Origin of the sequence: Vibrio sp. 2017_1457_13, assembly GCF_030851525.1 — a bacterium.
In the GTDB taxonomy this organism is placed as follows: Bacteria; Pseudomonadota; Gammaproteobacteria; order Enterobacterales; family Vibrionaceae; genus Vibrio; species Vibrio metschnikovii.
This window is the reverse complement of record NZ_VHTA01000006.1, coordinates 211986-237902: the sequence shown is the minus strand read 5'-3', so window position 1 is coordinate 237902 and position 25917 is coordinate 211986. Positions and strand designations below refer to the sequence as shown.

The 25917-nt window shown below is 44.4% G+C and carries 23 protein-coding genes; 6 read left to right on the top strand and 17 right to left on the bottom strand.

Going from position 1 to position 25917, the window contains the following annotated elements:
• Window positions 1-170 precede the first annotated feature (170 nt).
• Together FKN88_RS10440 and FKN88_RS10435 are read right to left on the bottom strand one after the other, a co-directional pair.
• Window positions 171-2129 (bottom strand): DNA topoisomerase III, encoded by a 1959-nt coding sequence (locus tag FKN88_RS10440; protein ID WP_306687501.1) that lies wholly within the window; start codon window positions 2127-2129, stop codon window positions 171-173.
• A gap of 84 nt (window positions 2130-2213) precedes the next feature.
• The gene (locus FKN88_RS10435; RefSeq protein WP_072669841.1) at window positions 2214-2549 is read right to left on the bottom strand and encodes a Grx4 family monothiol glutaredoxin; all 336 of its coding nucleotides are present in this window, start codon (window positions 2547-2549) and stop codon (window positions 2214-2216) included.
• Between the two features lie 321 nt (window positions 2550-2870).
• On the opposite strand from FKN88_RS10435, the gene sodB reads away from it, so the two are divergent.
• The 3 genes from sodB to FKN88_RS10420 all read left to right on the top strand — a co-directional run bounded on the left by sodB (window position 2871) and on the right by FKN88_RS10420 (window position 5014).
• The gene (sodB, locus tag FKN88_RS10430) at window positions 2871-3455 is read left to right on the top strand and encodes a superoxide dismutase [Fe] (protein ID WP_158138747.1); all 585 of its coding nucleotides are present in this window, start codon (window positions 2871-2873) and stop codon (window positions 3453-3455) included.
• A 128-nt stretch (window positions 3456-3583) separates the two neighbouring features.
• Complete coding sequence (locus FKN88_RS10425; protein WP_154170514.1) at window positions 3584-4087, top strand: VC2046/SO_2500 family protein; 504 nt, start codon at window positions 3584-3586, stop codon at window positions 4085-4087.
• 258 nt (window positions 4088-4345) lie between these two features.
• Entirely contained in the window at window positions 4346-5014 is a 669-nt protein-coding gene (locus FKN88_RS10420) for an SDR family oxidoreductase (protein WP_158144826.1), read from the top strand.
• Between the two features lie 95 nt (window positions 5015-5109).
• On the opposite strand, the gene FKN88_RS10415 is transcribed toward FKN88_RS10420, so the two are convergent.
• The 14 genes from FKN88_RS10415 to sixA all read right to left on the bottom strand — a co-directional run bounded on the left by FKN88_RS10415 (window position 5110) and on the right by sixA (window position 19786).
• Window positions 5110-5862 (bottom strand): VacJ family lipoprotein, encoded by a 753-nt coding sequence (locus tag FKN88_RS10415; protein WP_154170509.1) that lies wholly within the window; start codon window positions 5860-5862, stop codon window positions 5110-5112.
• A 410-nt stretch (window positions 5863-6272) separates the two neighbouring features.
• On the bottom strand, window positions 6273-6782 hold the full coding sequence (locus FKN88_RS10410) for a DUF2802 domain-containing protein (RefSeq protein WP_040904167.1): 510 nt from the start codon (window positions 6780-6782) through the stop codon (window positions 6273-6275).
• Complete coding sequence (locus tag FKN88_RS10405) at window positions 6782-7267, bottom strand: chemotaxis protein CheW (RefSeq protein WP_004394823.1); 486 nt, start codon at window positions 7265-7267, stop codon at window positions 6782-6784. The genes FKN88_RS10410 and FKN88_RS10405 overlap by 1 nt, the downstream gene beginning before the upstream one ends.
• A 38-nt stretch (window positions 7268-7305) precedes the next feature.
• On the bottom strand, window positions 7306-8313 hold the full coding sequence (locus FKN88_RS10400; RefSeq protein ID WP_004394822.1) for a chemotaxis protein CheW: 1008 nt from the start codon (window positions 8311-8313) through the stop codon (window positions 7306-7308).
• Window positions 8306-9082: a ParA family protein gene (locus FKN88_RS10395; RefSeq protein ID WP_004394821.1), complete on the bottom strand. Its 777-nt coding sequence runs from the start codon at window positions 9080-9082 to the stop codon at window positions 8306-8308. Before FKN88_RS10395 ends, FKN88_RS10400 begins: the two co-directional genes overlap by 8 nt.
• Before the next feature lie 10 nt (window positions 9083-9092).
• Window positions 9093-10211: a chemotaxis response regulator protein-glutamate methylesterase gene (locus tag FKN88_RS10390; protein ID WP_004394820.1), complete on the bottom strand. Its 1119-nt coding sequence runs from the start codon at window positions 10209-10211 to the stop codon at window positions 9093-9095.
• Between the two features lie 34 nt (window positions 10212-10245).
• Window positions 10246-12558, bottom strand: coding sequence for a chemotaxis protein CheA (locus tag FKN88_RS10385; protein ID WP_306687502.1), 2313 nt, complete (start codon window positions 12556-12558; stop codon window positions 10246-10248).
• Window positions 12559-12567: 9 nt separating this feature from the next.
• Window positions 12568-13284, bottom strand: coding sequence for a protein phosphatase CheZ (locus tag FKN88_RS10380; protein ID WP_004394818.1), 717 nt, complete (start codon window positions 13282-13284; stop codon window positions 12568-12570).
• Window positions 13285-13404: 120 nt separating this feature from the next.
• Window positions 13405-13773: a chemotaxis response regulator CheY gene (cheY, locus tag FKN88_RS10375; RefSeq protein WP_040904166.1), complete on the bottom strand. Its 369-nt coding sequence runs from the start codon at window positions 13771-13773 to the stop codon at window positions 13405-13407.
• A gap of 45 nt (window positions 13774-13818) precedes the next feature.
• The gene (locus tag FKN88_RS10370; protein WP_040904165.1) at window positions 13819-14553 is read right to left on the bottom strand and encodes an RNA polymerase sigma factor FliA; all 735 of its coding nucleotides are present in this window, start codon (window positions 14551-14553) and stop codon (window positions 13819-13821) included.
• Window positions 14546-15433, bottom strand: coding sequence for a MinD/ParA family protein (locus FKN88_RS10365; RefSeq protein WP_040904164.1), 888 nt, complete (start codon window positions 15431-15433; stop codon window positions 14546-14548). Before FKN88_RS10365 ends, FKN88_RS10370 begins: the two co-directional genes overlap by 8 nt.
• A 13-nt stretch (window positions 15434-15446) precedes the next feature.
• The gene (gene flhF / locus FKN88_RS10360) at window positions 15447-16913 is read right to left on the bottom strand and encodes a flagellar biosynthesis protein FlhF (RefSeq protein ID WP_154170505.1); all 1467 of its coding nucleotides are present in this window, start codon (window positions 16911-16913) and stop codon (window positions 15447-15449) included.
• 30 nt (window positions 16914-16943) lie between these two features.
• The gene (flhA, locus tag FKN88_RS10355) at window positions 16944-19037 is read right to left on the bottom strand and encodes a flagellar biosynthesis protein FlhA (RefSeq protein ID WP_158138749.1); all 2094 of its coding nucleotides are present in this window, start codon (window positions 19035-19037) and stop codon (window positions 16944-16946) included.
• Between the two features lie 281 nt (window positions 19038-19318).
• Complete coding sequence (gene sixA, locus FKN88_RS10350) at window positions 19319-19786, bottom strand: phosphohistidine phosphatase SixA (RefSeq protein WP_154170503.1); 468 nt, start codon at window positions 19784-19786, stop codon at window positions 19319-19321.
• A gap of 230 nt (window positions 19787-20016) precedes the next feature.
• Between sixA and FKN88_RS10345 the strand changes: the two genes are divergently transcribed.
• A complete protein-coding gene (locus FKN88_RS10345) occupies window positions 20017-22794 on the top strand; it encodes an insulinase family protein (protein WP_187985163.1) in 2778 nt (925 codons plus the stop codon).
• Here FKN88_RS10345 and FKN88_RS10340 read toward each other — a convergent pair.
• Window positions 22786-23385 carry a VOC family protein gene (locus FKN88_RS10340; protein WP_154170499.1) on the bottom strand — a complete coding sequence of 200 codons (600 nt, stop codon included), beginning with the start codon at window positions 23383-23385 and terminating at the stop codon, window positions 22786-22788. The two genes, FKN88_RS10345 and FKN88_RS10340, sit on opposite strands and share 9 nt — an antisense overlap.
• Window positions 23386-23591: 206 nt before the next feature.
• Between FKN88_RS10340 and argS the strand changes: the two genes are divergently transcribed.
• Both argS and FKN88_RS10330 read left to right on the top strand, forming a co-directional pair.
• Window positions 23592-25325 carry an arginine--tRNA ligase gene (gene argS / locus FKN88_RS10335; RefSeq protein ID WP_154170497.1) on the top strand — a complete coding sequence of 578 codons (1734 nt, stop codon included), beginning with the start codon at window positions 23592-23594 and terminating at the stop codon, window positions 25323-25325.
• 111 nt (window positions 25326-25436) lie between these two features.
• Window positions 25437-25865, top strand: coding sequence for an HIT domain-containing protein (locus FKN88_RS10330; protein WP_154170495.1), 429 nt, complete (start codon window positions 25437-25439; stop codon window positions 25863-25865).
• Window positions 25866-25917: the final 52 nt, after the last annotated feature.

Genomic DNA, 25917 nt, shown 5'->3' with positions numbered 1-25917 from the left:
TTTCATCCTGATTCTTTGTGATATTCATCCAAGAACCGGAGCTTACTATGGAAAACATTTACCGCTTATGCAACAGGACCATTATTTTTATGTGGATTTATTCTAACTTTCACGCAACAAACCTTAAACGTCCTCATCAATCAATGGTGAATCACCGCGCGATAACGCCTTTATGGGGTTGAACAACGTGCAGGCGGGCTTTTTCTTTTACTGCTCGTCGACCTTTTCTTGGTTTTAAATGCAGGTCGCTTAACCGGCGGTAAAGCTCGCAACGAGGCGGGGACAGGTTGTTGTTTCACTTGCTCTATCCATTGGCTAATTTGTCGCTCAAGATCTTCAATAAAGGGTTGATAAGCTTGACCTCTTTCTGCCATCGCTTGCAGTTGATGCTCCCAATGAGCGGTCATATCAGGATAAGTGGCTTGCAGCGGTAGCGCCTCCACCAGTCCTTTGCCAGCCGGAGTACTTTTTATCTGTTTTCCTTCTCGTGTCAGTAATTGACGCTTGAATAACGTATCTAAGATGCCAGCTCGAGTGGCTTCTGTGCCTAACCCATCGGTCTCACGAAGAATTTTCTTAAGCTCTTTATCTTCAACAAAGCGGGCGATCCCCGTCATCGCTTGCAATAACGTTGCCTCAGTAAAATAACGCGGCGGTTCGGTCTGGCAAGTTTTCATCTCTCCTTCGCGACAGATCAACGATGTCCCCTTTGGTAGCGGCGGCACAGTATCAATTCCATCCTCAGGTTGCTCTTGTTGACCTATGACACTTTTCCAGCCTGCGAACACCAATTGTCTGCCTTTAGCAATAAAGGTTCCTCCCGCAATGGTAAATACGAGTTTAGCTTCAGCGTATACTGCGGGAGGATAAAATTGCAGTACGTACTGGCGAGCAATTAACTGATAAATATTCTGCTCAGCAGCAGAAAGTCCATGTACAGCACTTTGCTTAGGGGTAGGAATAATCGCATGATGCGCATCAACTTTACTGTCGTTCCACGCTTTAGAACGGAATGTACGGTCTGCACCGGCGACCGCAGTTTGTAATGGCTGAAGATTATGAGCAATCGCCGTCAGTATCGTATCCGTCTGAGTTAAATGTTCTTTAGGTAAATAACGACTGTCGGAACGTGGATAAGTGATTAACTTGTATTTTTCATACAGTGACTGACAAATATCCAATACTTGTTGAGCACTCAAACCATAGCGCTTGGCAGCATCAATTTGTAAGGCCGATAATGAATAAGGCAGTGGTGCTGCTTGCTTAGTTTGCGTTTGTTCTGACGCCACAACAATCGCAGGCTGATGTTGAATACGACGGGCAACATTTTCAACCAAAGCGCGGTTTAACACTCGTCCCTCTTCATCTTGCCAAGGCTGGCAGGCGTCACTAGGCTGCCAGCGAGCTCGAATATCAAACTCATGTCCTTCGACTTGATAAGGGATCAATGCGTGTAAGGTAAAATAATCATGGGCGACAAAATGGGCTATCTCGGCATCACGACGGACCACCAAACCCAGTATAGGTGTTTGCACTCGACCAACGGATAATACCCCTTGATAACCCGCTTTTTGTCCAAGCAAGGTATAAGCACGAGACATATTCATACCGTATAACCAGTCAGCCCGAGAGCGTGCTAAGGCTGAAATCGACAATGGAATAAATTCACGATTACTGCGCATTGTTGAAAGTGCGCGTTTCACCGCAGGCAAATTGAGATCGCTGATCAGTAAACGTTGAATGGTTTGCTGCTTTTGTTTAGAGACCTGACAATAATCGATAACCTCATCAACCAACAGTTGACCTTCGCGATCTGGATCGCCAGCATGGACAATTTCTTGGCTACTTTTTAGTAACTTACGCACTACGGCCAATTGTTGACTCGCCGTTTTCCGCGGCTTCAATTGCCACTTTTCGGGTAGGATGGGTAAATCAGCCAAATTCCACTTTTTGTATCGCGGATCATAGCTGTCCGGTTCCACTTGCTCCAGTAAATGACCAATACACCAAGTCACCTTATCGCCATTGGCACATTCAATAAAACCTTGCTGCTTTTTATGGGGCTTGGGCAACGCATCAGCAATGGCTCGGGCTAAACTGGGTTTTTCAGCAATGAATAAGCGGCTCATAACAGTCTAAAATCAGAAAAAATTAGGGCCACATTAACCAATGTGACCCTAAAAAATCAAGCTAAACTGTTTTTTTATACAGTATTAAGCTTCATCTGTCGCGTTACGTGCGGCCGCTTCTTTAATTAATGGCTGTAGTTCACCTTTTTGGAACATTTCCAAAATAATGTCACAACCACCAATCAATTCACCTTCAACCCATAACTGGGGAAAAGTAGGCCACTGAGCATAAACCGGTAGCTCTGCGCGAATATCTGGATTTTGTAAGATATCGACGTAGGCAAATTTTTCACCGCACGCCATTAACGCTTGAGCGGCTTGCGAAGAGAAACCACAGCTTGGCAGTTTAGGTGACCCTTTCATATAAAGAAGAATTGGGTTTTCGGCAAGTTGCTGTTTAATTTTATCGATGGTTTCCATTGCTTCCTCTTAATGGATGGCTAAGTTAATCCCTTCCATTCTAAATCATTAAGAGAGAATAAAAAGCACATTCTGTTTATGGATTTAGCAGAGTAAGTATCAAGTGATCGCGGTATATTGACTTAACTGAACTTTTTCTTTCACTTGGGGTGTTAATAAAGTAAAAACTTGCTAAAATGCATAGCAAGTCAGTTTTATCGACTCCATTACAATAACACTGGAAGCAATCAAAGAAGTGTCTACATCAGTCGTGGGCCGTAACCTGTATTTGACCTCGTCTGCTTAGTCGTTTCTTTCCTCTCAACAACGGAGAATTGAACAATGGCATTTGAACTACCAGCACTACCTTACGCAAAAGATGCGCTACAACCGCACATTTCAGCAGAGACTTTGGATTACCACCACGGTAAACACCATAATACTTATGTCGTAAAATTGAATGGTCTGATCCCGGGTACAGAGTTTGAAGGCAAATCTCTCGAAGAGATCATCAAAACGTCAACGGGCGGTATTTTTAATAATGCGGCACAGGTATGGAACCACACTTTCTACTGGCACTGCCTATCTCCAAACGGCGGTGGTGAGCCAACAGGCGCAGTGGCAGAAGCCATCAATGCAGCCTTCGGTTCATTTGCTGAGTTTAAAGCAAAATTCACTGATTCTGCGATCAACAACTTCGGTTCGTCGTGGACTTGGCTAGTGAAAAAAGCAGACGGTTCATTGGCGATTATCAATACTTCTAACGCAGCAACCCCAATCACTGAAGAGGGCGTAACGCCTTTATTGACCGTTGATCTGTGGGAACATGCTTACTACATTGACTACCGTAACCTCCGTCCAGACTACATGAACGGCTTCTGGGCTCTAGTCAACTGGGAATTTGTTGCACAAAACCTAGCGAAGTAATCTTGGTTGATTAAGAGGTGAGAGCCGAATAACGCTCCAACCGATAAGCCTACCTCAAATAAGGTAGGCTTTTTTTATTAAAGTTTTTCCTTCATGTGCCGTTATTAGTGGTGCATTGAGGAGAAACCATGCAAGTACATACATTAGACAAAGCCGGAATAATTAATGAGTTACAGCTCGGAACTGGGGTCAACCAAGCGGTACAGCAAGGTCGTCATGCCGATTTCGCTCTATTCATGGCACTCTTCTCGAATGACGTTCGCGATACCACGCCCATCGAGCCGATCACCACTCACCGTACGACTGAAGATCAGCTACGTCAACGCTTTGAACTGCCAGCATGTCAAGCACTACGCAATGATCAAAGCTCTTACGCTATTTCGGCTCAGCAAGCAAAACTGTTTCACTCTGGCGGCATGGCGAGCGCCAAACTGTCGCACTATTTGCAACCTGAAGTGCTCACTTACCTCCCTGAAGACACTGAAAATTTCCCAGAAGACGTGTATTTAAATCTCTCTGGGCATGACCGCCGTCATCTCGCACAGCAAGAGAATAAGACGTTGATGATAATGGATTTATATCCTCAGCTTAATCACGCCCTTAGGCAAGATCAACTAAGAGCTCAGGTATAGGATATATCTCGACGGCGCTAAAAATAGCGAATCATCGATCAAAAAGTTTCTCTTTTTATCCCCCCAAAAGCCAACCGCCCCTAGAGCAGCTGTGTATATTTTTGCTTAAGCCTTGTCGCCGAATGTGAATAAGCGCAAAGAAAAAACGATTGCTTTTCGAACAACTGGGTTTATTTGAAGCAATTCACACCATCATATCAAACCGTCAACCATGCTTAACGTACTCGATGGTCACGGCACCTCCAAGGAAGGCACACAATGAAAATTAAAAGTGCATTAATTTTAATTACTTCAGCTAATTCGCTACTGGGCAGCACGCTGGCGATGCATTTTGCTCGTTTGGGGGCTAACGTTATATTATGTGATACCAATCATAGTGCTTTAGTCACCACCTGGCAGCATTGCTACGCGATCAGTCATCGTGTTCATTACTACACGTTACCCGACCGCTCTCCAACGAGTATTCATCAGTTATTTGATTATATTGAAACCACCTACCACTCAGCCCCGGACGTGTTAATCAATCACTGGCCAAGCGTCAGTTTTCCTTCTTTGGTGGATGAACAACCTACAGAGCGTTTTATTCAACAATTGGCCAATATGGCTTCATCCCTCTTTACCTTTGGGCAAACTTGCTCAGAAAGGATGCGTCAGCATCAAGCAAAAGGAGTGATTGTTAATCTCGTCTGGCACAATACCGCACAACAACAAGCCGGAATGGAAAATACCAATTCTATGGTTGCCGGCTTTACCCAAAGTTGGGCCAGAGAGTTAACGCCCTATAATATTCGTGTCGGTGGCGTGATCCCGATGGCGGGAGGCAATCATCACAATCTGCATTGGGCTGAAATTCAAGATGAGCTTATACGTAATACCGAATACATTGTGACTAATGACTATTTCAGTGGACGAGTCATGTCAGCATGATGGCAAAGAGAATACAGAAATAGAAAGTGCAGATCACTTTAGGGTCAAGTGACCTGCACTCATTGGATCTCAATAACAGATGGTATCAAGAAAAACTAGAATCCGCCGTCGAGGTAATCATCAAGGAAATCTTCTTGATCAGTGTCGTAATGTTCTGTGTCTCGTTCAGCTTTAAAGTCACGACGTTGTAAATAGACTTCTCGCGTTAATGCGTAAGGATCAGGAGAACGCTGTAGCATGGCTTCTTGAGGCACTAAAGCGGCTCGGGTTTCCATTCCTTGAACCGCCCATTTACCAATACTTCCCCAAATATTCAAATACGCAAGAGGAACATACCAACCATCAACCGTATCCGCCACTTCCCGCACAGTATAGGGTCCATAACCCGGTACCATTAAGTATGGTCCGTTACCGACACCGTAATAACCTATCGCATCACCAAATTGTTTGTCATCATGCTTACGAATTCCGGCTTCTGAGGCGATATCAATCAAACCTAAAAGCCCAAAAGTACTGTTTAACCAAAAACGGTTAAAATGATCGAGCGCTTTTTCGCCATTCCCCATGATCAGGTTATTAACCATACTGGCTGGCTCATCTAAATTGGATAAGAAATTCGCTAAACCGCGTCTTAATGGTGACGGGACATAATCGACATAAGCCAGTGAAACAGGACGAGCTAGGTAGGGATCTAGGTAATCGTAGTTAATTTTCCACATCGCGCGATTAAACCCCTCTAAAGGATCATTAGGATGTGATTCATTATGTGCATTTTCAGGTACCGAGCTACATCCGGCCAGTACCAGCATCAATAAAAGCATTGCTATCCGTAACAAACGGCTGGGCATGGTCATAATCCAATTGGTGAAAAGTCATTGCGACATTGCTCGACTTTTACAATATAAAAATAGGGTGAATATAACAATATGAGCCTTAAAATATCATATTATCGTCGAATTTGTCTTATTGATGTAACCAGAATATTAACGCTCGGTCATCAGTAAACAAAAAGCGTCGATTGCTATTAATCATTTTCAGTAACCAATAAAAATGATTAATGAGTTATTCAAAACTGTTGATACTAACACAGCATCCCAGAGACAAAATAGAATTAGCGCTAAACTCGTTATTAACCTGAACATTATCGATGAAAAAACGGCCAAAATCCCGCCTATGAGACGATAGTAAGCAAACTTCTTATAATGGTTTACGAAAATAAAAGCCAAAAGAAAGTGTAACACTCTCATTTGGCTTTTATTTAAAGAGAAGATTTACGAGTCGGTCTTTTACCCGTATTAGAAGCAGGCATGCGCCCTTCCGGATCGCTACTTAAAGGTGGAATAGATTCTTTACCGGCCAACTTTTTTTGCAATGATAACATTAATTCCGCTTCGGCTTTAGGTAACTCACACTCTTCGATAAGCTCATCAATGTCAGCGCCTAACTTGACCATTTTACTTGCCCGACTGTATAGGCGGGCATCGGTATCAACATTTTCTAACTGCTTAAGACGCTCACTTAAGTGAACGATGATCTCTTGTTGCCCTGTGACTTTTTGCCCAAGGCCGATTGCAGCAGAACGCACTTCTAACAACTGCTTGGTGGCTTTTTGCAACTCTTTATCAAGCTGGCGAACTTGTTGACGAAAATAATCGCCTTGGCGAGTTAATGAACGGCGCAAAAACCACAACCCAAGCGTTAATAGTACAACAATGAACGCCGCTCCCCCTGCAAGGACAGAAGGCGTAAAGTGTAAAAAATCACTCATTAGAGATGAGCCATATCGTCCCACTCTTCTTGCGATAGCAGTTTATTGAGATCAACCAAAATAAGCAGTTTTCCATCACGATTACTCACGCCTTGGATAAACTTAGAACTCTCTTCTGTACCGACACTTGGCGTGGTATCAATTTCCGATGAACGTAAGTAAACCACCTCAGCAACGCTATCGACTAAGATACCAATCACTTGACGCTCAGATTCAATGACAATGATTCGTGTATTGTCGGTGATTTCACCTTGCATCAGACCAAAACGTGAACGTGTATCAATAACGGTGACAACATTACCACGTAGGTTAATAATTCCTAAAACATAGTCAGGCGACCCTGGGACGGGTGCGATCTCGGTGTAACGTAACACTTCGCGGACTTGCATCACATTGACGCCATAAGTCTCTTCTTCCAATTGAAATGTTACCCACTGAAGCACTTCATCATTTGAGTGTTCTTTTCTCACTTCTACTTCAGACATACCTTTTCCTCTTTAAGTCGTGACCGACAAAATATGTATTATTTATCGAGCGCTTGGACATCAAGACCTGCATTAAGCATAGCGATTAATGCATGAACGTGTATCAAAGCGCACATTTTTTCTTTAACCATTCCTGCGAGCCAAGGTCGTTTGCCCACTTGCTCTCGCCAGCGTACCTTATCGCTACTTAACCATTCAGTACCTAATAGTTTAGTACAAGCTAAGCCCCACAGGCTGTTATCTAACATGACTATATATTGATAGTCTTTTTTGTACGTATCATCCGCTAATTTATCAGACATTACCCATTTCGCCGTATCGACCACATCCAACTGTGAATCTCGGTTAGTTTGTAAGCCTAAATACCATGCTGGTCGTCCAATCAGATGGTTCAACGTAGCTTTACGATGAATACCACCTAACTCATCCAGTGGTACGGCGAAAGTCACTCCGTTAACATCAAAATACAAAACTTGAAAATTTTGTTCACGGATCGGACATTGCCACTGTCCAATGCCGAATGGATCAGGTTGTGTGTCCTCGGTCACTAACGTGTCATCTGCCATAACCGGCTCGATGATCACCTCAGGCTCTGCTTCCAAAGGCTGTAAAGAGGGTTCCTCAACAAACAGCTCTGGCTCTTCAATCGTGATAACAGGATCAGACTCAACAAGCGTCTCTTCAATATCCCATTCTTGAATTTCTTCCACTACCGTCTCAGTAACCGTTTGAGCAATTTGAGTGGTGTTTTCTGCCATAACCACTTCAAGATCAAGCTCAGCGACAGGATTACTGCTCTCTAATTGACTCAGCAAGCGTTGTACGTCATCTAAATTAGGCAACTCAAATTCGACTAATTCTTGATCGATATAGCTTTCTGCACTCCGCTGGCGAGCAGGTTGAGGTTGAGGATCATCTATTGAATGACTAATAAGCGTGGTCGAAAAAGGACCATCTTGCCAATTCGGCTCATCCAGCTCTTCCTCTAGTAGAGCCGCGAAGTAATCATCCAGTGCTTGTTCGCTAGATAGTAAGGAGTTACTCATCGATAGCCAACCTCTCTAAGAAGAGTAACAGCTGTTTGTAAGCAAACACTCCTCGGCTTCCTTCTGCAAAATGAGAAGCTGGTAGACGCTTCAAACTTGCGTCACGGAATTTAGTATCAATGGGAACCGCAGATGCCCATACCTGTTCAGGGTAATCTTTCTTTAGCTGAGTCAAAGTTTGTAATGACGCACGAGTTCGTTTGTCGTACATCGTAGGCACAATGGTGACTTTAAACTCGCGATTGCGTGACTTTTGCATGATCGCTAATGTACGGACCATGCGTTCTAATCCTTTCATTGCCAAGAATTCAGTTTGCACTGGGATTAAAATACGGTCACTCGCCGCCAACGCATTCACCATCATCACCCCAAGAATCGGAGGGCAGTCAATTAATACGTAGTCATAACGATGGCGTAGAGCAAGCAATGAACGTTTAAGTATTAATCCCATACCACTGCGATTACCCATAACTCGATCTAAGGTAGCTAATGACATATGAGCAGGGATCAGATCCATATTTTCAATATCGGTACGTAAGATTAATGGCTCGACATTTTGTTCATTAAACTCGCGTAACTGAAATAGATCAAAAAGGCTCGTTGGCACGGCATCAGAATCATAGCCTAAATAAGTCGTTAATGATGCATGGGGATCGGTATCGACCAGCAAAACGCGCTTACCTTGTTGGCTTAATAAGCCAGCAAGGGTAATGGTCGTAGTAGTTTTACCTACGCCTCCTTTCTGGTTTGCCACACTCCAAACAATCATTAACGTTTCCTTAACTCAAGCCAACTTCAATCAGCATACGTTCTGCGATGCGATCCAAGGGCAAATCTTCAGATGAGATTCCCGCTTTGGAAACCGCTTGCGGCATGCCATAAACAACGCAACTCTCTTCATCTTGCGCCCAAACTGTTGCTCCAGCAGATTGCAACATACGAGCACCCTCGCGACCATCAGCCCCCATCCCTGTGAGGATCATCGATAAGACTTTATCCCCGAAAATCTTAGAGGCAGAACCAAATGTCACATCAACACACGGTTTGTAGTTCATCCGTTCTCCGCCATCAATAATGCGTAATCTGGCCGCTCCTGGGCGACCATCTAACATCATCTGTTTACCGCCAGGGGCGAGATAAGCGGTACCCGGTTTAAGAACATCACCATCTTCGGCTTCTTTCACCTGAATTTTACACAAAGAGTTCAGGCGACTTGCAAAAGCACCAGTGAAGGTGGCTGGCATATGTTGGATCAAAATGATCGGATGAGGATAATTAGCCGGCAATTTAGTTAAGATTTTCTGTAGCGCAACGGGGCCTCCGGTTGACGTACCAATCGCGGTTAATTGGTACTTTTTACCGGTTGCTTTAAAGCGTGATAATGCTGAAGGTGCAGTTGCCACACGTCCCTGAGCTGACGCTGATGAGTCAGATGACGAGCGCGAGGCAAGGTTCGAGGACGTGACACTACTGGTGACCACCGGACGACGCATAAAATTGCGTTTCGCCGCAATTTGTAACACTCGTTGCTGCAATAAAGTGACTGCATCTTCTCGATTGCGGGCTATATCTTCAAATTTTTTCGGCAAAAAGTCTAAAGCGCCAGCATCTAACGCATCCAGTGTCGCTTTGGCACCATCATGAGTCAGCGATGAAAACATTAGAATTGGCGTTGGATTATTAGCCATGATCTCACGTACGGCACTAATTCCATCCATCACCGGCATCTCAATATCCATGGTGATGACATCTGGTTTTAGACGCATGGCTTTATCGACAGCTTCTCGGCCATTAGTCGCCACATCAATCACTTCTAAGCGCGATTCAGCATTGATGATTTCACTCACTCGGCGTCGAAAGAAACTTGAATCATCAACAACTAAGACTTTAATCGGCATAGTTACCCTTATCATTTGGGTGGTCTATCGACCACTAGATACGCGAAGCAGCTGCGTATTTCTTAAGTAAATCAGAGACATCAAGTATCAAGGCTATATGACCATCACTGGTTATCGTAGCACCAGACATACCAGGCGTACCTTGTAACAATTTATCGAGAGGCTTAATCACCACCTCTTCTTGGCCAATTAATGTATCCACAACTAGGCCAACGCGTTGGTTACCAATTTGTACAATAACTACATGGCCATGGCCTTTACGAGGCTCGACTTTACCCGCCTGAGGGGCTAGCCAATTTTGTAGATAGAACAACGGAATGGATTTTTCACGCACAATAATCGTTAGCTGACCATCGACAATATTGGTCCGGCGTAAATCAAGGTGGAAGATTTCATTAACACTCGCGAGCGGTAAAGCGAATGGATGACCTGCTACTCCCACCATTAACGTAGGCAAAATAGCCAGAGTTAACGGAACTTTAATGGTGATTTTGGTCCCTTTCGTGAGTTCAGAATCAATATCAATCGAACCGTTAAGGGTATTAATCGCGGTTTTAACCACATCCATCCCTACGCCGCGTCCAGAAATATCAGAAATTTTCTCTTTACTGGAAAAGCCCGGCATAAAAATCAGGTTAAAACACTCTTTATTCGTCAATCGAGAAGCCGCATCTTCATCCATCATGCCACGTTTAACCGCAATCGCTCGCAGTTTATCGGGATCCATACCACCGCCATCATCAACGATCGCCAGCTCAATATGGTCGCCTTCCTGAGACGCAGAGAGGATAACTTTACCCGTACGCGGTTTCCCTGCCGCAACACGGTCGTCGGGCATTTCAATACCATGGTCAACGGAGTTACGTACTAAGTGAATCAATGGATCGGCAAGCGCTTCTACTAAGTTTTTATCCAGATCGGTTTCTTCCCCTTTCAACTCCAAAACAATGTCTTTGTTCAAGGTTCGAGCCAAATCACGAACAACGCGAGGGAAGCGACCAAATACTTTCTTGATCGGTTGCATGCGCGTTTTCATTACCGCGCCTTGTAAGTCTGCCGTCACCACATCAAGATTAGAGACCGCTTTAGACATCTCTTCATCATTACTATTAAGGCCAAGACTCAACAGTCGGTTACGCACTAATACCAACTCACCCACCATATTCATGATAGTATCAAGCGTCGAGGTATCTACCCTAACTGACGCCTCTACTTGAGGTTTTTTAGCACCGCCAGAACCAGCAGCAACTAACTCGTTCTTGTCTGAGTTGGTATCCGTTGTCTTAGCGACTGGAGCAGGTTTAGCTGGTGCTGGCGCAGCGGCAGCAGCTTTAGGCTTAGGTTGTTCTACTGGTTTCTTTTCAATAGATGGACTGGCTGGTGCAGCGGCTTTTGCTGCCTGAGTAGTATTGGCTGCCGCTGGGCGCGTAGCCATTTCTAGCTCTTCGATCGATGGTCCTTTACCACTGCCGTGTAACTCATCTAATAAACGTTCAAACTCTTCATCGGTCATGATATCGCCATTAGCGTTCACATTCGATGGTGTTGCTTTTACCGCGGGTTGTGACGATACCGTTGGAGAGGGGGCTTCTCCAGAACCATGTAATGAGGGACTTTTGCCTTTTCCATGCAGCTCATCAAGTAATTTTTCAAACTCATCATCAGTAATATCACCTGAAGCAGCAGGTGCTGATGCTGGTGATGGCTGAGACTTGGCAGCTTCACTGGCCGCCTTTTCCGCACCAGGACTACGACCTTTACCGTGCAGCTCATCAAGTAAGCTTTCAAACTCATCATCACTAATATCATCAATCGAGTTAGCATCGATATGAGCGTTACTCGAGGCTTGAGCGGTCACATCTTCAGAAGGCGCTGGTACATGAGATTCAGAGTCAGCTTCAGGTTCGATGTCTTCAACCGCGTCAGCCGACGCCGAACCTTCAGGTTCATCCTCAGATTCAGGCTTACACATATCATGCAATTCTTGAATTAAGATCGGATCAGCTGGCTGCAATGGCTCTTGATTTTGTACCGCTTGAAACTGCTCATTCACCGTATCCAAAGCACGTAGCATCACATCCATCAAACGAGCGTTGACACTACGTTGACCATTACGTAAATAGTCAAACACGTTTTCTGCACCGTGACAGGTTTCTACCAGTTCGGTGAGCGAGAGAAAGCCAGCGCCGCCTTTTACAGTGTGAAAACCGCGGAAAATGGCATTAAGAAGTTCGCGGTCTTGTGGGTTATTTTCTAACTCTACTAGCTGTTCTGATAACAACTCGAGAATCTCGCCAGCTTCAACCAGAAAGTCTTGAAGAATGTCGTCGTCTAAATCGTAGCTCATACTTTACCCCTAAAATCCAAGACTCGATAATAAATCATCGACATCGTCTTGCGATGAAACTGCATCTGTACGCTCATGAGGATTAATGATTGGTCCCTCTGGCTCACAAGGTGCTTTTTCAACTTTTCCTGATTGTTGTAATTGATTTTTACCAAATACGGTCAAGATCTCTACTAAGCGACCTTCCACCTCATTGACTAAGGTGATCACTCGGCGGATAATTTGTCCCGTTAAATCTTGAAAATCTTGCGCCATCAAAATTTCGGTTAATTGCCCTCGAAGCTCACTACTATTGCCTTCTATTTGCGAAAGAAGATCATCAATACGATGGCAAAGTGCTTTAAATTCATTCAAGTCAATTTTACCGCGCATAAGCGCATTCCACTGTGGTCGAATGAGTAGCAAACTTCCATGTAGGTTGTCGGCTATCGGTAAGCAGCGATCAACCGCATCCATTGTTTTATTGGCAGCGACTTCAGTTTTATCAATGACATAATGCAATCTATCTCTGGCATCAGGCATTTCGTCGTTAGCAATTTGACTCATTCGCTCATCAACTTGAAACTGGCGCAAAGAATCATGCAGATCGCGAGTCAATACGCCGATCTCCTTTAGCATTGGATTGCCTTCAGATTCATACACTTGTTGAACCAGTGTATTGGCGCTATCTTGCTGACCATTTTCTAATAGTTGAACGAGTTCTTTTGCTTGTTCTAATGAAATCATCCTGTCTTAGCCTTGCTCACATAATGGATAAATACCTGTTCGCTGACTATTTTTTGTACGATTAACGTTGCCGCTTACATGCAAAAAATTCTCAATGAACTTTTGAACCGTGCTTTAAAATTATAGGCGGTCAAAAATCTTATCTAACTTTTCTTTTAGCGTAGCAGCCGTAAATGGTTTCACGATATAGCCATTAACCCCCGCTTGAGCAGCTTCTATAATTTGCTCACGCTTGGCTTCTGCGGTAATCATCAGTACAGGTAAGTGCTTAAGCTCTGCATCTGCGCGAATATTTTTCAGCAGATCAATGCCTTGCATACCCGGCATGTTCCAGTCAGTGACCACAAAATCAAAACCACCTTTTTTTAGCATTGGCAACGCCGTCAAACCGTCGTCCGCTTCTTGGGTATTATTAAAACCCAAATCACGAAGTAGGTTTTTTACTATACGGCGCATTGTTGAAAAATCGTCAACAATAAGGATTTTCATATTTTTATTCAAAATTGCCTCCACTGAGTTCAAAGTCAGTGATATTTAGTCGTTTTGTGTCCAAGAACTCAACTTAGTTCGCAGACGTTGCATAGATTGGCTCAGTATTTGACTCACGCGGGACTCGCTCACGCCAATTACTTCACCGATTTCTTTTAAGTTTAGCTCTTCATCATAATAGAGCGAAAGTACCAAAGCTTCACGTTCTGGAAGTGATTTTATTGATTCAACCAATGCTTTACGGAATAATTCGTCGGCCACCCCCTGAAAAGGGGCATTGTCCTCCGCATCATCCAATGGCGAAATAGCATCATCCGATACGCCAAGATCTTCGATACCCACTATCCTTGAGCAACTAATATCCGTTAATGCGTTGTGATAGTGTTCAAGAGACATCCCTAAATGCTGCGCAATTTCTGCATCACTTGGGTCGCGACATAATTCACCCTCTAATATCGCGATAGCTTGACTGATCTCTCGATTATGCTTGTGAACCGAGCGGGGAACCCAATCTCCGCGGCGAATGTCGTCCAACATTGCACCACGAATTCGAATCCCTGCATAGGTTTCAAAACTTGCCCCTTTACTTCCATCGTAATTTTTTTGCGCTTCAAGCAAGCCGATCATGCCAGCTTGCATTAAATCTTCAATAAGTACGCTAGGTGGCAAACGCCCGATTAAATGATGAGCTATACGCTTAACCAATACAGCATATTTTTCCAGAAATAGCTTCTGGCTAGTCATATTACCGTATTGATCGTAAGTCAGCGCTTTATTCACCAAAAGGTTCCTCTACTGGTTCAGTTCGATTAAGCAGTCGCTCTACAAAAAACTCCAAATGACCACTTGGCGTACGTGGTATTGGCCAAGTGAGTGCTTTATTGGCTAATGAATTAATGGCCAATGAAGCTGGAGAGCGAGGATAAGCATCAACGACAATTTTCTGTCTTTTTACTGCCTGTCGTACATTATCGTCTAAAGGAATGCAGGCGACGAGTTCTAACCCGACATTTAAAAATCGCTCTGTGACTAAAGTCAATTTTGCGAATAACTCTCTCCCTTCACGATAGCTTCTCACCATGTTAGCGACAATTTTAAATCGCTCAACTTGATGTTCTCTACTCAAAAGTTTGATCAAGGCATATGCATCGGTGATAGAAGTCGGTTCGTCGCATACTACCACAACCACATCCTGTGCCGCACGAGAGAAACTCACGACCATGTCAGAAATCCCTGCTGCGGTATCAACCAGTAGAATATCCATCTCATCTTCAAGTGAACCAAACGCTCTGATTAACCCGACATGCTGAGCATGAGTTAACTCGGTCATCGATTGAGTACCGGATGTCGCAGGAATGATTTTTATACCATGCGGACCTTCAACTATGGAGTCTTTTAATTCACATTCACCTGCTAATACGTGACCTAAGTTACGTTTAGGCCGAATCCCTAGCATAACGTCAACATTAGCTAATCCTAAGTCGGCATCCAACACCATGACTTTTTTTCCTTGGCGGGCCATACAGATAGCCATACCAAGCGCTACGTTAGACTTGCCAACTCCGCCTTTTCCACCGGTTACGGCGATCACTTTCGTGACTGAAGGTTGAGTTAAACGGCGTAGGCCGCTTGCTTGATCATATATCATTTTATTCGTCATATTTGTCCGCCGCCTAGAATCTCTCTGAATCGCTATTCCAGTAATGAGGTTCATTCTCTGTCGACTTCTCTAGTAACTCATTTGCTTTTGCCACCATGTACTTTGGCTGAGCAATCACTATGTCTTCGGGTACGCGTTGTCCGTTGGCAATATAAGCAACGGGTAACGCATTTTGAACGACAACACTGACAAACTCTCCCAAGCTCAAACACTCATCGAGCTTAGTCATAATGCACCCAGAAAGAGGAATTCTTCGAAAGTGCTCAATGGTTTCCTGTAGCACTTTACGCTGTGCTGTAGCGGGTAATACAAGGTAGCTGTGAATCACTTCATCACTCTCTTGCATTAAGGTATCCAATTGTTCAGATAAACGTACATCACGCTGGCCCATTCCCGCAGTATCAACAAGGATCAAGCGTCGATTACGTAACTGATGAATTACATCGGCTAACTCTTTGGAATCTTTAGCAACTCTTACTGGACATCCCATAATTCGACCATAAATCGAGAGTTGTTCATGAGCGCCTATTCGATAAGTATCGGTGGTTATTAATGCCACATTATCTGAGCCATACTCCATCGCCGCACGAGCTGCCAATTTAGCGACCGTTGTGGTTTTACCAACCCCAGTGGGACCAAGTAAAGCAACGACACCACCGCGTTGTAAGATGTCTTTTTTCACCACAGGAATTTGATCGGAGACTAAGCCAAGTAACGCCTTCCACGCTTTCGGTGGTGGTGTTTCTTCAGGGATATAACAGGCTAATTGATCGGCCAATTCCAAAGAGAGGCCCATTCGCTCTAAACGTTTAATCAACATCGCTCGCAAGGGTTCGCGACGTTCCACTTCTTGCCACATTAATCCCGACACTTGGTGCTCAAGCAAGCGACGAATCGAGTTCATCTCTTCGCGCATGCTCTCTAACTCTTGTTGAGTTAATGTTGGCTCATTATCTCGTTTCGGTTCGTAACGCGAAGAGTCTAGACGTGGGCGTTGACGAGGAGTGGGATTCTCTTCGGCCATTAACTTTGCGAGTGCGCTTTCATTCGCCAATTGTCGATTAGGGGCCGTTTTGGTCTGGTTGCGCTGCAACAAGGCCGTTAATGAGTCTTCATTTTCGGCGCGATGTTCGGTATCTGGTGTTTGGCTGTACTGTTTCAGCATGCTGGCAAAACGCTGAGTCATAGAAGCGCCATTCGCATTGCTGGCTTTTAAGCTGACTCGGTCGTCTTCCAGCTCTCTTGCGCTATTGCGCGTTGATGGGCTTGGCTTACGATTATCATACTGAGCAGGCGAAGCACGATACTGTTTCGTCGCTGTAGGGGCTGATGAAGCTGAATCCGCATCGACCGCGGCGACAATTTCGACACCTCCTGCGACTTTTTTATTCGACATGATCACCGCGTCCGCTCCAAGCTCTTCTTTCACTTGCAGCAGCGCCATTCGCATGTCTTTCGCAAAAAATCGTTTAATTTTCAAGGCAGATATCCGTACTGTTGGTTAAAGTGGTTAGTTACCCACTGCCTGTACAATTCGAATCTGTTTCTCATCCGGGATCTCTTGATAGGAGAGAACTCTGAGATTTGGAATCGTATTTTTGACAAACTTGGCTAACGTTGAACGCAAGACGCCTGAAGTCAATAATACAGCGGGTTCCCCTTTAAGCTCTTGCTCTTGAGTCGCTTGGCTAAGCGCCATTTGTAAACGTTCCGCCAAACCAGGTTCAATGCCTGCAGACTCTCCGCCTGAAGCTTGCATAGTTTGATGCAATATCTGTTCCAGCTCAGGGATCAGCGTGATAACCGGCAACTCTGGCTCTATACCATTGATTTCTTGAACAATTAATCGTTTCAATGCGATACGCACCGCAGCGGTCAAAATGTCAGGTTCTTGACTCTTACTCGCATATTCAGACAAGGTTTGAACAATCGTGCGGATATCTCGAATCGGGATCGCTTCATTGAGTAAGTTTTGTAATACTTTAACCACAACGCCTAACGATAACTGATCAGGGACAAAACCATCGACTAATCTCGGTGCCGTCCGTCCAAGTAGCTCAAGTAAGTTTTGTACTTCTTCATGACCAATTAATTGTGCTGCGTTATTGGTGAGCAATTGGCTTAAATGTGTCGCTAATACCGTAGAGGCGTCAACCACTGTGTAACCCAGTGCTTGAGCATGCTCTCGCTGCTCTTCACGTATCCACACTGCTTCTAAACCAAAAGCGGGATCGTAAGTGTGTTCACCGTCGATCATTCCATACACTTGCCCTGGGTTAATGGCGAGTTCTTGATCGGGTCTAATTTCAGCTTCGCCCACCGCGACGCCCATGAGGGTAATTCGATAGCTATTTGGCGTCAGCTCAAGATTATCGCGAATGTGTACCGGAGGAATTAGAAAACCAAAATCTTGTGACAGTTTTTTGCGTACCCCTTTAACACGCTCCAGCAGTTCGCCCCCTTGATCTCTATCGACTAAGGGGATCAAACGGTAGCCAACTTCCAGACCAATAACATCGACAGGTTGTACATCATCCCACGATAATTCACGTAATGTCGGAGCGTCGCCTTCGGCTTTAACGGGCAACTTCGCTTCTTCTTTCTCTCTTGCCTGTTTTCGTTGCAACCAATAAGCCGCGCCCCCTGCCAAAACGGCAAGTAGTAAAAAAGAAAAATGAGGCATACCAGGAACAACCCCCATTATGCCAAGTATGCCCGCGGTGATGGTTAAAGCTTTAGGATTATCAAACAGCTGGAAAATGAGCTGTTCACCCATATCTTCATCGGTATTTTGGCGGGTAACCATAATGGCCGCACCGATAGAAAGCAGTAACGAAGGGATCTGCGCCACTAAACCGTCACCAATGGTCAACAAAATATAGATTTCCATTGCTTGGCTAAAGCTCAAGTCGTATTGGATCATCCCGATGATTAAGCCACCGACAATATTGATGAACAGAATCAAGATCCCGGCGATGGCATCACCTTTAACAAATTTTGAAGCACCATCCATTGACCCGTAGAAATCCGCTTCTTTGGTTACTTCAAAACGACGAGTTCTCGCTTGCTCTTGATCAATCAGACCAGCGTTTAAATCGGCATCAATGGCCATCTGCTTACCGGGTAAAGCATCAAGAGTAAAGCGTGCACTCACCTCTGAAATCCGTCCCGCACCTTTGGTGACGACCATAAAGTTAATGATCATTAGAATAAGGAACACGACCAAACCAACCGCGTAGTTACCACCAATAACTACGCTACCAAAGGCTTCAATAACGTTACCAGCCGCACCAGAACCTTCATGTCCATGCAATAACACCACACGAGTTGAAGCCACGTTTAAGGCTAAACGTAATAACGTGGCAATTAACAATACGGTTGGAAAGGCAGCGAAATCGAGTGGGCGTCGGGTATAGACCGTCACTAATAACACGACCATCGATAACGCAATGTTAAAGGTAAAAAATAAATCGAGTAAAAACGCAGGTATCGGTAAGACCACCATGGCCAACGTAGCCAGTACCATGACTGGCGCACCAATCGCAGGAAGACTGCGTTGTGGAATCTTAGGTAATTTATGAGCAAATGGCAGCGTAAATTTCATAGGCCTGCAAGTAATAAGTTAATGGAAAGTTACGACAAAACGGTGTACGAGATCCTACCGAGCAGCAAAGATGCAAGTTTTAGTCCAGTTGTATATGTCAAGAATATGACGATTCATCTTAATAACGATCTTCTTCACCATAACCATCAGAATAGATCTGCCTCATCAGCATAGTGAATGATAAAAAAAGCTGCCTGAAACCCAAGGCAGCTTGCTACCCAAACAACATGAAGTTTCAGCGTCCAGTTGTTTGGGTGATAGATAACAATTATTGGTGCCGATTAGGGATAAACATTCCACAATACACTGGCTTGCCTTGTCTCAGGGTCAAACTCTAAACCGATCGCACCAGAGGTAGGAAACATCGGCGCAGGGAGGCCGGCGACCAATTCCGCCACTAAATAACCGACCAAAGGCAAATGAGAAATAATCAGCAGTGTCTCGAGTTGTTCCGTTTGAATCAGAGCCACAAGATACTCAAACACATCTTCAGCTTGACCATAAGGCGTAATATCGTCACAGGTCTCTACCTTAGCCACCGAAAAATATCCCGAGATGGCCTGCCAAGTTTGCTGAGCGCGTAAGTAAGGACTCACCAATACTTTATCAAATTGGTCTAATCCTGACTGCTTAGCAAACACACGAGCAACCGCAGCAGACGCTGTTTGTCCTGCTTCGGTTAACGCTCGTTCTGCATCACTGTCCGCATAATGTTCAGCTTCTCCATGACGCATAATCACAATTTTCATATTTTTACCTATTAACCTATTGTCGGCATGCTCTTTTTTGCTAGGGCATATTGACCATAATCATGATTATAACAGTCTACAGCTTAAAGACATCGATGAAGCTAACACTCTGCTAAAAAGTTGTTATCACGATGAAAATGACCGTTTGTTCAAAAATTTACTCACCGTCAATTGGCAGGCTGTGGTTTCAGCGCCATACTTACTGTTCATTTCCCGTTTGGAGACCCTCTGTGCATATAAGCCCCAATGATAATCATCATTATCGTTATCTCACGTTAAACAATGGATTACGTGTTTTACTGATCCATGAACTTGATGCACAGAAATCCGCAGCGGCATTGGCGGTTAGAGTGGGTCATTTTGATGATCCTAGTGACCGACCTGGCATGGCACATTATCTAGAACATATGCTGTTTCTAGGGACTGAAAAATACCCTAAAGTAGGCGAGTTTCAAAATTTTATTAGTCAGCACGGTGGAAGCAACAACGCCTGGACAGGAACAGAGCATAGTTGCTTCTTTTTTGATGTCGATCCTAATGCCTTTGCCAAAGCACTGGATCGTTTCAGTCAGTTTTTTTTAGCTCCACTATTCAATGCTGAAGCCCTAGATAAAGAACGTCAAGCAGTTGATTCTGAATTTAAGATGAAATTAAACGATGACTCCAGACGTTTATATCAAGTCCACAAAGAAACCATTAATCCAGCTCACCCTTTTGCTAAATTTTCCGTCGGTAATCAACAGACTCTCGCCGATAGAAACGGCCAATCCATTCGTGATGAAGTGATCGCTTTTTATCAAGCTTATTACTCAGCTGATATCATGACACTAGCAATCGTTGGCCCACAATCACTGGATGAGTTACAACACTCGGTGGAACAAGGTTTTGCCACCATTATTAATACTCAACAAGCCGATAAAAATATTCAGCAACCCTTTGTTGAACAAAAACATACCGGATTATGGCTGTATGTTGAGCCATTAAAAGAAACCCGCAAGCTGATCTTAAGTTTCCCAATGCCGAGTACGGATGCCTATTATCAATACAAACCCCTCTCCTATTTTGCCCATTTATTGGGTTATGAAGGGGAAGGCAGCTTATTATTGGCATTAAGAGAGCGCAATTGGATCACATCCCTCTCTGCGGGAGGCGGAGCCAGCGGCAGCAATTACCGAGAGTTTGCTATCAGTTGCACCTTAACTCAGCAAGGCATTGAGCACGTCGATGATATTATTCAGATGCTGTTTCAAACTTTAGCGCTGATTGGCCGTGAAGGGCTTAATGAGTGGCGCTATCTAGAAAAAAGAGCCGTTCTTGAATCCGTCTTCCGTTTTCAAGAAACCTCACGCCCTCTCGATATTGTCAGCCACTTAGTGATCAATATGCAACATTACCAGCCTGAGGACATCATGTATGGTGATTACATGATGCAAGCCTATGATGAACCTTTACTGAACACTATTCTCAGCTATCTGGTACCAGAGAACTTACGAGCAACCTTAGTCGCTCAAGGACTCAGCTATGATCGTAATGCACAGTGGTATGGAACGCCTTATGCTTGTCGCCCCTTTACTCAACAGCAATTAACTAAATACCACACGATCGTCACTGATTTTCCAGTGAGATTACCCGGTAAAAACCCATTTATTTGCGAACAATTAGAACCCAAGCCGTTCGTCAATCCTACTGCGCAACCACAGATTATTGAAGAATTACCCGGCTTTAGATTATGGCATCAACAAGACACTGAATTTCAGGTTCCGAAAGGTGTGATCTATATGGCCATTGATAGCCCTCATGCCGTATCAAGCACTCGTCACATCGTTATGACTCGCTTATGTGTAGAGATGTTCTTAGATAGTTTAGCCACCCAAACCTATCAAGCGGAAATCGCCGGTATGAGTTATAACCTCTATGCCCATCAAGGCGGTGTTACCCTCTCTCTTTCTGGCTTTAGTCAAAAGCAACCGCAACTGATGAAGATGATTTTGGATAAATTTTCTCAACGTGACTTTCAGCCAGCGCGTTTCGCTATGATTAAACAGCAATTACATCGTAACTGGCGTAATGCAGCGCATGATCGTCCTATTTCACAGCTATTTAATGCGATGACCGGATTACTGCAACCGAATAATCCTCCCTATAGTGATTTACTTAACGCTCTCGAAAGTATCAAGCTTGAGCATCTTGCGCCCTTTGTTGAGTTAATCCTCTCCAAGCTGCATGTTGAGATGTTCGTGTATGGTGATTGGTTAGCCCAAGAAGCGCTGACCCTGGGCGAAATGCTAAAAACGGCCTTACGAGTGAACGATCAAGCTTATCAAGAAGCGTTACGCCCATTGATCACGCTGGGCAATCATGGTTCTTTTCAACATGAAGTTCATTGCAATCAAGATGATTCAGCCGTAGTGGTGTATTACCAATCGCCAGATAGTCAGCCTCGTAGCATCGCCCTGTATTCACTCGCTAATCATCTAATGTCAGCGACATTTTTTCATGAAATACGGACCAAGCAGCAGCTCGGTTATATGGTGGGTACTGGCAACATGCCCCTTAACCGTCACCCTGGCATTGTCCTTTACGTTCAATCTCCGCATGCGGCACCGATTGAACTGATCAATTCAATCGATGAATTTTTAAACGCTTTTTACATGGTATTGCTCGAATTAAACGAATATCAATGGCACAGCAGTAAACGAGGGTTATGGAACCAAATCGCCGCTGCCGATCCAACCTTAAGAAGCCGAGCGCAACGATTATGGGTAGCAATCGGTAATAAAGACTGGAGCTTTGATCAACGTGAGACGGTCCTAGAAGAGCTCAAACGCCTCAGTCGTTCTGATATGATCCGCTTTGTGGTCAATCAATTAAAACCCAGAACGGCCAACCGTTTAATTATGCATACCCAAGGACAAGCCCACCACCACGCTCCGCCTTTCACACTAGGGCAACCAATTGATTCAATAGCAGAGTTTCAATTACGCCCAAAAGTGTATGATTTAGGTTAATCTTTCGGACTCAATCACTTGCCTTAAACTGTGAGGATGCAGTTTAAGGCACACTCCCTGCCATTTAAAAGCAACGGTTGGGTTTGCAAGCCGCTCACCTTCACCTTGTGGATGAGAAAGTTTTGTCTTAACCCCTAATGCCGCTAATGAATCCCAATGTTCCGCTAATTCAGGAAAATGCTGCAAAATAGCCTGCAGATACGCCTGTGCGGTTGTAGCATTAGCACGAAAAACACATTCAATATGCTCCCAACCTTGTGTTGGATAACATTTTCCTTCGGCAGGATAAGGCAGTTCTAAACACGCTATCGACCAATGCTTATGAACGATAGGTTGATACAAATCCAATACGACGATGGGTCGACCGTTGATCTTCGCTTCAGAGAGTAAGGAACCATACTCTAACCAAGCTTGATGAGCGGCTTGCGCCAATGGCCACTGATTGATTCTCAGCGCGATATGATCAATCGCTAATGATGAGATATCAATGTGTAAGATCTTGCATAATTCATGAATTTTATCCATGAAATCATCAACTTCACATTTCATCTGCTCAGGGTGAAGACCAGAATTGATGAGTAATTCAGACATAATAATCATCCAAAATCGGTATTTTCAGCTGATAGTATCAAGATTCCTCGTTAAAGTAGAAAAATACCTAATTTTCGCCCTATGTGCCTCCCCATAAAATTGTTATTATGGGCCGTAAATTATCAACAGAATCGAGATATGCACTCGCTACCCCGTAGTGAATAAAATGCATACCAAACCAGTTTCCAGAATCAAAGGACACGCGTGTGAATATTCAAGCACTGATTAATGATAAAGTCTCTCAGGCTCTTGAAGCCGCTGGTGCACCTGCAGGAAGCCCTGCAGCAGTTCGTCAATCTGCAAAACCACAATTTGGTGATTATCAAGCTAACGGCGTGATGGGCGTCGCTAAACAGTTAGGGATGAATCCGCGAGAATTCGCACAGAAGGTCATTGATGTCTTGGATCTCGATGGCATTGCCAGTAAAACCGAAATCGCGGGCCCGGGCTTTATTAACATTTTCTTGAGTGAGACCTTTCTTGCTCAGCAAGCCGAATTAGCCCTCGCCGATGCTCATCTCGGCGTCAACAAAGCGGAACCACAAACCATTGTCGTTGATTACTCTGCCCCTAACGTGGCAAAAGAGATGCACGTGGGTCATTTACGCTCGACAATCATCGGTGATGCCGTCGTTCGTACGCTGGAGTTTTTAGGCCATAACGTGATTCGAGCTAACCATATTGGTGACTGGGGTACTCAGTTCGGTATGTTGATTGCCAACCTTGAGCGAGTCCAACAGCAATCGGGTGAGGTTTCAATGGAGCTGGCCGATTTAGAAGCTTTCTATCGCGAATCAAAAACGCTCTACGATGAAGATGAAGAATTTGCCGCTAAAGCACGTAACTACGTGGTGAAACTGCAAAGTGGTGATGCTTTCTGCCTAGAGATGTGGAAGAAGCTGGTCGATGTGACCATGATTCAAAACCAACAAAACTATGACCGCCTCAATGTCTCATTATCACGTGATAATGTCATGGGCGAAAGCATGTACAACGATATGCTACCGGGTATCGTCGCTGATCTAAAAGAAAAAGGCATTGCTCAAGAAGATGACGGCGCTCAAGTTGTCTTTTTAGATGAATACAAAAATAAAGATGGTGAGCCAATGGGCGTTATCATCCAGAAGCGTGATGGTGGTTTCTTGTATACCACTACCGATATTGCTTGTGCAAAATATCGTTATGAAACACTTGGCGCGGACCGAGTGCTGTACTTCATCGACTCCAGACAACATCAGCACCTCATGCAAGCGTGGACTATCGTACGTAAAGCGGGCTACATTCCTGAACATGTGTCACTTGAACATCACGCGTTCGGCATGATGCTGGGTAAAGATGGGCGTCCGTTTAAAACTCGTGCGGGCGGAACCGTGCGTCTTGCCGATCTTCTCGATGAAGCGCAAGTGCGTGCAGCGGCACTGATTGAAGCGAAAAACCCAGATTTAACGGCTGATGAGAAAAACAGCATTGCAACCACTGTCGCTATGGCTGCGGTAAAATATGCCGACCTCTCTAAGCATCGCACCACCGATTACATTTTCGATTGGGATAATATGCTGGCATTTGAAGGTAATACCGCGCCTTATATGCAGTACGCTTACACTCGCGTTGCCTCTATCTTCGCTAAAGCGGGTATCTCCATGGATGCGCTTAGTGGCCAGATCATCATTGGTGAAGAAAAAGAGAAAGCCTTAATTGCTAAACTGCTGCAGTTTGAAGAAGCGGTACAAGCGGTGGCCCGCGAAGGTCAGCCGCACATCATGTGCAGTTACTTATTTGAATTAGCCGGTCAATTCTCTAGTTTCTATGAGGCTTGTCCAATCTTGGTTGCCAGTAATGAAGAGAGCAAGCAAAGCCGCTTGAAACTCGCCGCGCTGACGGCAAAAACCATCAAACAAGGTTTGGACCTATTAGGTATTAATACTCTAGAGCGGATGTAACTAGAAACTTATCGTCAACGACAAAGATGACGGATTAAAATACATCTAAAAAAGGCTGGCGTGATGTCAGCCTTTATTACATCGAAAAATCATCTCTAATGGAGAATAGCGATGCCGTTTGAACTTCACCCACAACTGGCAAAAGATACTGATATTATTGGCCACTTCCCACTGTGTGTTGCGTTATTACATAAAGAATCAGCGGTACCTTGGGTGATCCTAGTACCTAAAAGAGAACATCTGAAAGAGCTGCATCATTTACCGATGCCCGAACAACAGCAGTTTTTGCTGGAATCTCAAGCCGTCAGTCAAATGCTTGAAGCTTTGTTCCAACCCGATAAAATTAATCTCGGTGCACTCGGTAATATTGTGCCTCAATTGCATATCCATCATATTGCACGCTTTACCAGTGACTGTGCTTGGCCAGGACCAATATGGGGAAATACCAACGGGCAGCAACGCGACGCTGTTGAGCAACAAGCAATGTTAACTCGTTTGCAAGGTATCTTAGCGCTGAGTCACTTATTCTCTAAAGCTTAACCTCAAAACATTCATTGACAAAAAAGCCGTACATCGACAGTACGGCTTTTTT

Excerpts from the sequence above, each read along its gene's own strand:
- FKN88_RS10440 (WP_306687501.1), bottom strand. The coding sequence starts at position 2,129 with ATGAGCCGCTTATTCATTGCTGAAAAACCCAGTTTAGCCCGAGCCATT.
- FKN88_RS10435 (WP_072669841.1), bottom strand. The coding sequence starts at position 2,549 with ATGGAAACCATCGATAAAATTAAACAGCAACTTGCCGAAAACCCAATT.
- sodB (WP_158138747.1), top strand. The coding sequence starts at position 2,871 with ATGGCATTTGAACTACCAGCACTACCTTACGCAAAAGATGCGCTACAA.
- FKN88_RS10425 (WP_154170514.1), top strand. The coding sequence starts at position 3,584 with ATGCAAGTACATACATTAGACAAAGCCGGAATAATTAATGAGTTACAG.
- FKN88_RS10420 (WP_158144826.1), top strand. The coding sequence starts at position 4,346 with ATGAAAATTAAAAGTGCATTAATTTTAATTACTTCAGCTAATTCGCTA.
- FKN88_RS10415 (WP_154170509.1), bottom strand. The coding sequence starts at position 5,862 with ATGCCCAGCCGTTTGTTACGGATAGCAATGCTTTTATTGATGCTGGTA.
- FKN88_RS10410 (WP_040904167.1), bottom strand. The coding sequence starts at position 6,782 with ATGAGTGATTTTTTACACTTTACGCCTTCTGTCCTTGCAGGGGGAGCG.
- FKN88_RS10405 (WP_004394823.1), bottom strand. The coding sequence starts at position 7,267 with ATGTCTGAAGTAGAAGTGAGAAAAGAACACTCAAATGATGAAGTGCTT.
- FKN88_RS10400 (WP_004394822.1), bottom strand. The coding sequence starts at position 8,313 with ATGAGTAACTCCTTACTATCTAGCGAACAAGCACTGGATGATTACTTC.
- FKN88_RS10395 (WP_004394821.1), bottom strand. The coding sequence starts at position 9,082 with ATGATTGTTTGGAGTGTGGCAAACCAGAAAGGAGGCGTAGGTAAAACT.
- FKN88_RS10390 (WP_004394820.1), bottom strand. The coding sequence starts at position 10,211 with ATGCCGATTAAAGTCTTAGTTGTTGATGATTCAAGTTTCTTTCGACGC.
- FKN88_RS10385 (WP_306687502.1), bottom strand. The coding sequence starts at position 12,558 with ATGAGCTACGATTTAGACGACGACATTCTTCAAGACTTTCTGGTTGAA.
- FKN88_RS10380 (WP_004394818.1), bottom strand. The coding sequence starts at position 13,284 with ATGATTTCATTAGAACAAGCAAAAGAACTCGTTCAACTATTAGAAAAT.
- cheY (WP_040904166.1), bottom strand. The coding sequence starts at position 13,773 with ATGAAAATCCTTATTGTTGACGATTTTTCAACAATGCGCCGTATAGTA.
- FKN88_RS10365 (WP_040904164.1), bottom strand. The coding sequence starts at position 15,433 with ATGACGAATAAAATGATATATGATCAAGCAAGCGGCCTACGCCGTTTA.
- flhA (WP_158138749.1), bottom strand. The coding sequence starts at position 19,037 with ATGAAATTTACGCTGCCATTTGCTCATAAATTACCTAAGATTCCACAA.
- sixA (WP_154170503.1), bottom strand. The coding sequence starts at position 19,786 with ATGAAAATTGTGATTATGCGTCATGGAGAAGCTGAACATTATGCGGAC.
- FKN88_RS10340 (WP_154170499.1), bottom strand. The coding sequence starts at position 23,385 with ATGTCTGAATTACTCATCAATTCTGGTCTTCACCCTGAGCAGATGAAA.
- FKN88_RS10330 (WP_154170495.1), top strand. The coding sequence starts at position 25,437 with ATGCCGTTTGAACTTCACCCACAACTGGCAAAAGATACTGATATTATT.